The following is a 5347-nucleotide window of genomic DNA, read 5'->3' on the forward strand; positions in this document are numbered from 1 at the left end:
AATAATCATCACATCAATCGTCCCATTATGTAGACGAACAATAGTACCAATAGGTAATAAATTAGACATTCTTCTCTCCTTTTTCTACTATTTTAATGATTTCAAACCATCTATTAAGTTGGTAATCAAATTTGAACATAAATATCACTAAAAAACTAACCAGCAAAAAGAGTACGGCAATGGTTTCATTTCCAATGACAAACAAAAGAATAGCGACTACAGTTAGGATTCTAAAAAGATTAAGAAGACATTTAAAGTACCCCCTTCTTCTCTTCAAAGATCTGACAAATTTCTTACTCTGTTCCTCATCCAACTCTGATTTTTTTAATTTTAAAGTTCCGTGGTAAAATCTGATAATCAAAGCGGCTAAAAAATAAGATAAAACGCCTAAAATCAGAACCGTCCCAACTCGGACTAACTGATTATTAAATATTCCAGCTTCAGCCAATATATCAGAAATTTTATTGATAATGTATAGCGTAACAGGCAATAGAATATAAGACCAGTAATTAGGAGAAGATGTTTCCTCTAGCAATACCTTATTCTCCCAATCAAAATGATAATTTTTGTTCTCCCATATCCCTAAATTAATAATTGTTTCCATATGTACATCCTTTTTAATTAAATACACTACCTAACCCCGAGAAAAATCCATTAACTGCATCTCCCGCACTGTCCCATATTTTCTCAGCTGTATCACCAACAGATTTCATCGTATCACCTACTACTTTCTTTGTACTATCCCAAACATCACCAGCAAATTCCACAACTTTATCTCCATATTTATCATATAGATAATCAAATCCCATTGACAATCCTACACCAGCAAGGAAACCAATCGGACCACCTACAGTACCTAAAGCTAATTGAATCAGGAGATGTCCACCTGTCTTCACTGCTGCATCTCCAAGTTCTTCACCACTTAACAATTGCCCTGCAAAGTCAATTGCCGCTCCTAATCCAAATGGTAATGCTTTCGCAAATTTAGCGCTCCCTAAGAATCCATCTAATTTATTCACTAACGGTATTACAGCATCTCCAATTTTCTCAATAGTTTCTCCCACCATTTTATTAACTGTAGATCCAGGTGCAGTTGATAGAAGTGCACTTAATCCATATTTCGTTAGTGTATTCCCAATCTGTGATTTTAAGCCATTGATTAAATATGGAACTTGATATGGAAGCATGTAAGAGGTGTAATATTCTGTCGCTAACTCAGACCATTTATCACTCAATTTTGAAGTGATACTTTCCTTAAAAAAATCTACAGACTTATTTTTTAGATCATCCAGAGAAATATTTATACCATTTTGTTGTAGGAAATTAAAAACATCATTTATAGCTTCTTCGCTAATTTCTCCTCTTTTATATGCCTCTAAAGTATCTGATATCATTTTTACAATATCATTGGTTCCTTTTTCAACATAATTCTTCAAAGCATTATTCACACTATCAGGAAGATCCCTTCTATAGCGTTTTCGATAAGCTTCGAGCGCTTTCACATCATCCTCAGAGAGTTCTTTGCCATCTTTTATTTTCTCAAGAACCTTCTTATAATCTCCGTCAATCTTAACCTTATTTTCCCACTCACCCTCGATATTCTTTGCCCATCCCAAAGTATGCACAGAGTGCTTGGGAAAAGTACCACTAAAACTTGAAAACTCTGTTTGGATTTGACTTAAGCCCGTTTGGAGATTTTGAGCTAAGTCATCAACTAAGCTATTACCTTCCCCTACAGAAAAAACTTCATTAGAACTTCCAGCAAACATATTTAACTTGCGGAGCTTATCTATTTTTTCATTTCTTTGTTTTAGGAGTTCATCCATACGATTTGAAAGACTACTTAAAGTGCTTGCATTTGTAGATTCATCTCCAACCATTGCATTGTACATCCCTCTAATGCTGTGAAGACTAGCTTCAAGACTACGAATTTCACTTTCAAGTACCTCTGAATCAAGATCCTCATCGCCAACTTCTGAACGATATTTTGATGGTAGCTTTGGAACAGCTTCACTCACCAATTCTGTATACATGATAGCTCCCTTGAGCAAGGGAGTGATTACATTCATACCATATTGTTTACCACTATCATAGGCTGCCCCTTGCAAATCTCCTGCATTATCAAATGCTGATAATGCAGAAATTGCTTGATCGTAGGAGACTATTCTAACTTCTCCCACAGAAGCCATTGTCTGACCCTGTGTATCAGAAGATCCTAATACCATTTTTACCATATTACTTATGCGACTCCTGTTCTATCATTAATTTCTTTCGAGCATGGCAGAGCTCATCTAACTCTCTTTCCAATCGGTCTTCTTGTTTCTTGATTGAATCTTTTCGTTCCTCCGACCACGCTTCAACTAATGCACCTACACTGCCTATGTCCATTATCAAATCTTGATAAGTTTGATAATCTTTTGACGATAGAGGCAATTCTAAGATTTGTCGCAATGGAAGCAGACTTTGTCGATGCATTTCAAATAGTTCATTTTCTTTGCGAGTAACTTTCTTCTTCTCCAAACTTAGTTGATTTAGAAAATTATCCAATTCTTTTGATTTATTATCGATTTCTTCTAATGTTAGTTTCTTCATTATTCCTCTTCTGAAAAATAGCTACTATTTGGAACAAATGTAGTATTATTCTTTGGAACTGCACTCGTTTGAGGTAGCGTAGAAGTATTGGTATCTATGTTTCCAGCAAGCTGACTATCCACTGCTACAAACTCAGCGGCTGTACTCTGTATCCGTGAAACAAATCCATTTAAAACCTCTGCAATAGAAGACGCGTACTCAGCTTCTTTAGGAATCTTCTCCGCAGCTGTACTATTTCCTGGATACTCACTCGATTGGTCTAGAACAACTTTATTTCCAGATATAATACTACTAGATGAGCTAGCAATTCCAGATGCAATAGAACTAGCTACTTCTTCTTTACTTTGTATTAGTGGCATACAAATTCCTCCAAATTAGTCATTTTTAGTAATTTTTAATTTAACAGCTTGTTTACGATCATGCAGATAAACCTCATCCAACTCTAGTCGAGCCTCTCTATTATTATAAGGTTTATCTAAAAACATTTGATCCATTAAACGCATACCCAACATAACCCACTGCGCATTGGATTTAAGATATTTCGGAACTTCATGGATGTTATTTCCAATATATGAATACTCACCACCAATTACAAAATGCAATCCTACACGCAAACCATTTTTGAATAAAAAGTCCAAATCTTTTTCTGACAGACCATGCTCAACAATTACTTTTATATTTGGCATAAAAATCAACCAATCAGAGTATAAGTCTCCTTCTAGTCGACGATTAACTTCAAATATTAATTGTTGAGCTATTTCAGAAATCTCTTTTTTACTACTAATATACGTTGATACTTTTTCACTATAAGATCTATATTCCTCCAGTGGATCTACAAGCATCACTTTTAATTTCTTTCCAAAACAGAGTGATGTATTCAATAAATGATGTGTTTGATTTTCTAATGACTCAGCAGAATCAGACAGATAAATCAAGCTTTTTAATTGATTAAACGAAATAGCAATACTCTGTACCATTTCAAACTCCAAACCAATCGGCAATTCCCGATTCTCAATAGCCTCTTGCACATCAGGCAAATTCAAAAATTCTTCCATCGTCAACTCCTCTGGCACCATCGGAATGGCACTTGGGCGCTGTCCGGTCCAGGCTTCTTGGAGGGAAGCGACTTCCTGACGTAGGTTGTTGAGGACTTGGGTGTCGTTGGCTCCATAAACTGGGAGTGCCAGCTGGATGACATCCACCTCTTCACGCTTCATAAGAGCCCGTCCCTTGATGTCTTCCATAGTCATAGCGAGTGGTGTAGAGCCCACGATGGCCCGCACTTCACCAGCCTCATTCTGTGGCAGGCTCAACTGGTGCTTGAAGTTTGAGTAGAGTTGAGCACGAAGGTTAGTCTGACGTCCGGCTGTCATCAAGAGGTGAACCCCGATACTGAGACCTTCACGGGAGATACGCACCAAGAGCTTGAATAGTTCCGCCTCATAGGCTTCTTCCTTGAAGGCTTCATAGCTATCTAAAAGGATGACAATTGCCGGCTCTTCCTGACCACTAGCCTGACGGTAGAGTTCTAAGGTCCCAACTCCATAGTCCGCAAGCAGTTTCTTACGACGGTTGAGTTCTTTCTCCATGATTCGTACAAACTTAGAGATCTTCTCCGTTTGGTCCAGAAGCATGGTATCCGCCACCTGTGGAAGCTTAGACAATGGAGCCAAACCATTGGTCCCAAAGTCCATCAAGTACATGGTAAGATCCTTGGGACTGTACTTTCTCGCCAAGTCCATGGCTGCGGTTTGCAAGAAGGTCGTCTTTCCTGTACCCGGACTTCCGTAGAGGAGGATATGACCATCCTTGGAGAGATTGATAGAGACAGCTTCCTGCTTCTGGGCCTGCGGGATATCCGCCATCCCCAAGAGGACAGAGAGTGATTTCTCTTGTGCCCATGCTACTGCTGGTTGCACTTCTTCCAGCTCCTCTAGCGCGATGCGCTCCTTAAGTGGTGGCAACCATGGCTGTGGCACTGGAGGAATCTCTTGTTCCTCACACAAGAGCTGGATATGGTGCACTATCGCATCCAACTCTGTTGGAACTTCCTTGATCTCATCCACATCTTCTAAGCCTGAAAGATCTTCATTCAAAATCTCATACTGCCCCAATTCATTGATCAGGTAGATAGTATGGTCCTCGATCCCCATATCGTCCTTATCCGGCTGGTAATCCGCGCCTGACCAAGCTGACTGGAAGAGCTCATAGACTTCATTATTTCCGACCTGCAGATAGGCACGCCCCGTCTGGGTAATTTCGGCCGCATCCGGTGTATGAAGCATTTCATTGGAGTCCGAACGATCCGCCACCTTAAGGGCAATCTTGAAGCGAGAGTTGGACCAGATCTGGTCATCCACCACACCTGATGGCTTTTGAGTAGCTAGGATCAAGTGAACCCCGAGGGAACGCCCGACACGCGCAATAGATACCAGCTCCTTGATAAAGTCAGGCTGGTTGACCTTGAGCTCTGCGAACTCATCCGAGATGAGGAAGAGGTGAGGGAGAGGTTCTGTCGCTTCTCCGTTTTTAAATTTCTTCTGGTATTGATTGATATGGTTGACTTCGAACTCTCCAAAAAGTCGTTCACGACGATGGATCTCCGCATTGATCGAAGCCAAGGCTCGCATGGATTGGGCACCATCCAAGTTAGTAATCGTCCCCAAGAGGTGAGGTAGGTTTTTAAAGAGATTGGCCATCCCACCACCCTTATAGTCAATCAGCAAGAAAGCCACATCATGAGGGTGGAAGTTGA

Annotated in this window: 5 protein-coding genes; all 5 read right to left on the minus strand. The window is 39.9% G+C overall.

Annotated elements, in window-relative coordinates; genetic code table 11:
* Window positions 1–61: 61 nt before the first annotated feature.
* Window positions 62–604: a hypothetical protein gene (locus HMPREF8578_RS02855; protein ID WP_000447740.1), complete on the minus strand. Its 543-nt coding sequence runs from the start codon at window positions 602–604 to the stop codon at window positions 62–64.
* Window positions 605–617: 13 nt separating this feature from the next.
* Complete coding sequence (locus HMPREF8578_RS02860; protein WP_000240274.1) at window positions 618–2234, minus strand: thioredoxin domain-containing protein; 1617 nt, start codon at window positions 2232–2234, stop codon at window positions 618–620.
* 1 nt (window position 2235) lies between these two features.
* Window positions 2236–2592, minus strand: a complete 357-nt coding sequence (locus HMPREF8578_RS02865; protein WP_000737095.1) for a hypothetical protein — start codon at window positions 2590–2592, stop codon at window positions 2236–2238.
* Window positions 2592–2951 (minus strand): TIGR04197 family type VII secretion effector, encoded by a 360-nt coding sequence (locus HMPREF8578_RS02870; RefSeq protein ID WP_001128423.1) that lies wholly within the window; start codon window positions 2949–2951, stop codon window positions 2592–2594. Before HMPREF8578_RS02870 ends, HMPREF8578_RS02865 begins: the two co-directional genes overlap by 1 nt.
* Before the next feature lie 15 nt (window positions 2952–2966).
* A partial coding sequence (essC, locus tag HMPREF8578_RS02875) for a type VII secretion protein EssC (protein WP_000292754.1) occupies window positions 2967–5347 on the minus strand: 2381 nt, incomplete at its 5' end.

The organism is Streptococcus oralis ATCC 49296 (assembly GCF_000185265.1).
Classification (GTDB): Bacteria; Bacillota; Bacilli; order Lactobacillales; family Streptococcaceae; genus Streptococcus; species Streptococcus oralis_BC.

Excerpts from the sequence above, each read along its gene's own strand:
- HMPREF8578_RS02855 (WP_000447740.1), bottom strand. The coding sequence starts at position 604 with ATGGAAACAATTATTAATTTAGGGATATGGGAGAACAAAAATTATCAT.
- HMPREF8578_RS02860 (WP_000240274.1), bottom strand. The coding sequence starts at position 2,234 with ATGGTAAAAATGGTATTAGGATCTTCTGATACACAGGGTCAGACAATG.
- HMPREF8578_RS02865 (WP_000737095.1), bottom strand. The coding sequence starts at position 2,592 with ATGAAGAAACTAACATTAGAAGAAATCGATAATAAATCAAAAGAATTG.
- HMPREF8578_RS02870 (WP_001128423.1), bottom strand. The coding sequence starts at position 2,951 with ATGCCACTAATACAAAGTAAAGAAGAAGTAGCTAGTTCTATTGCATCT.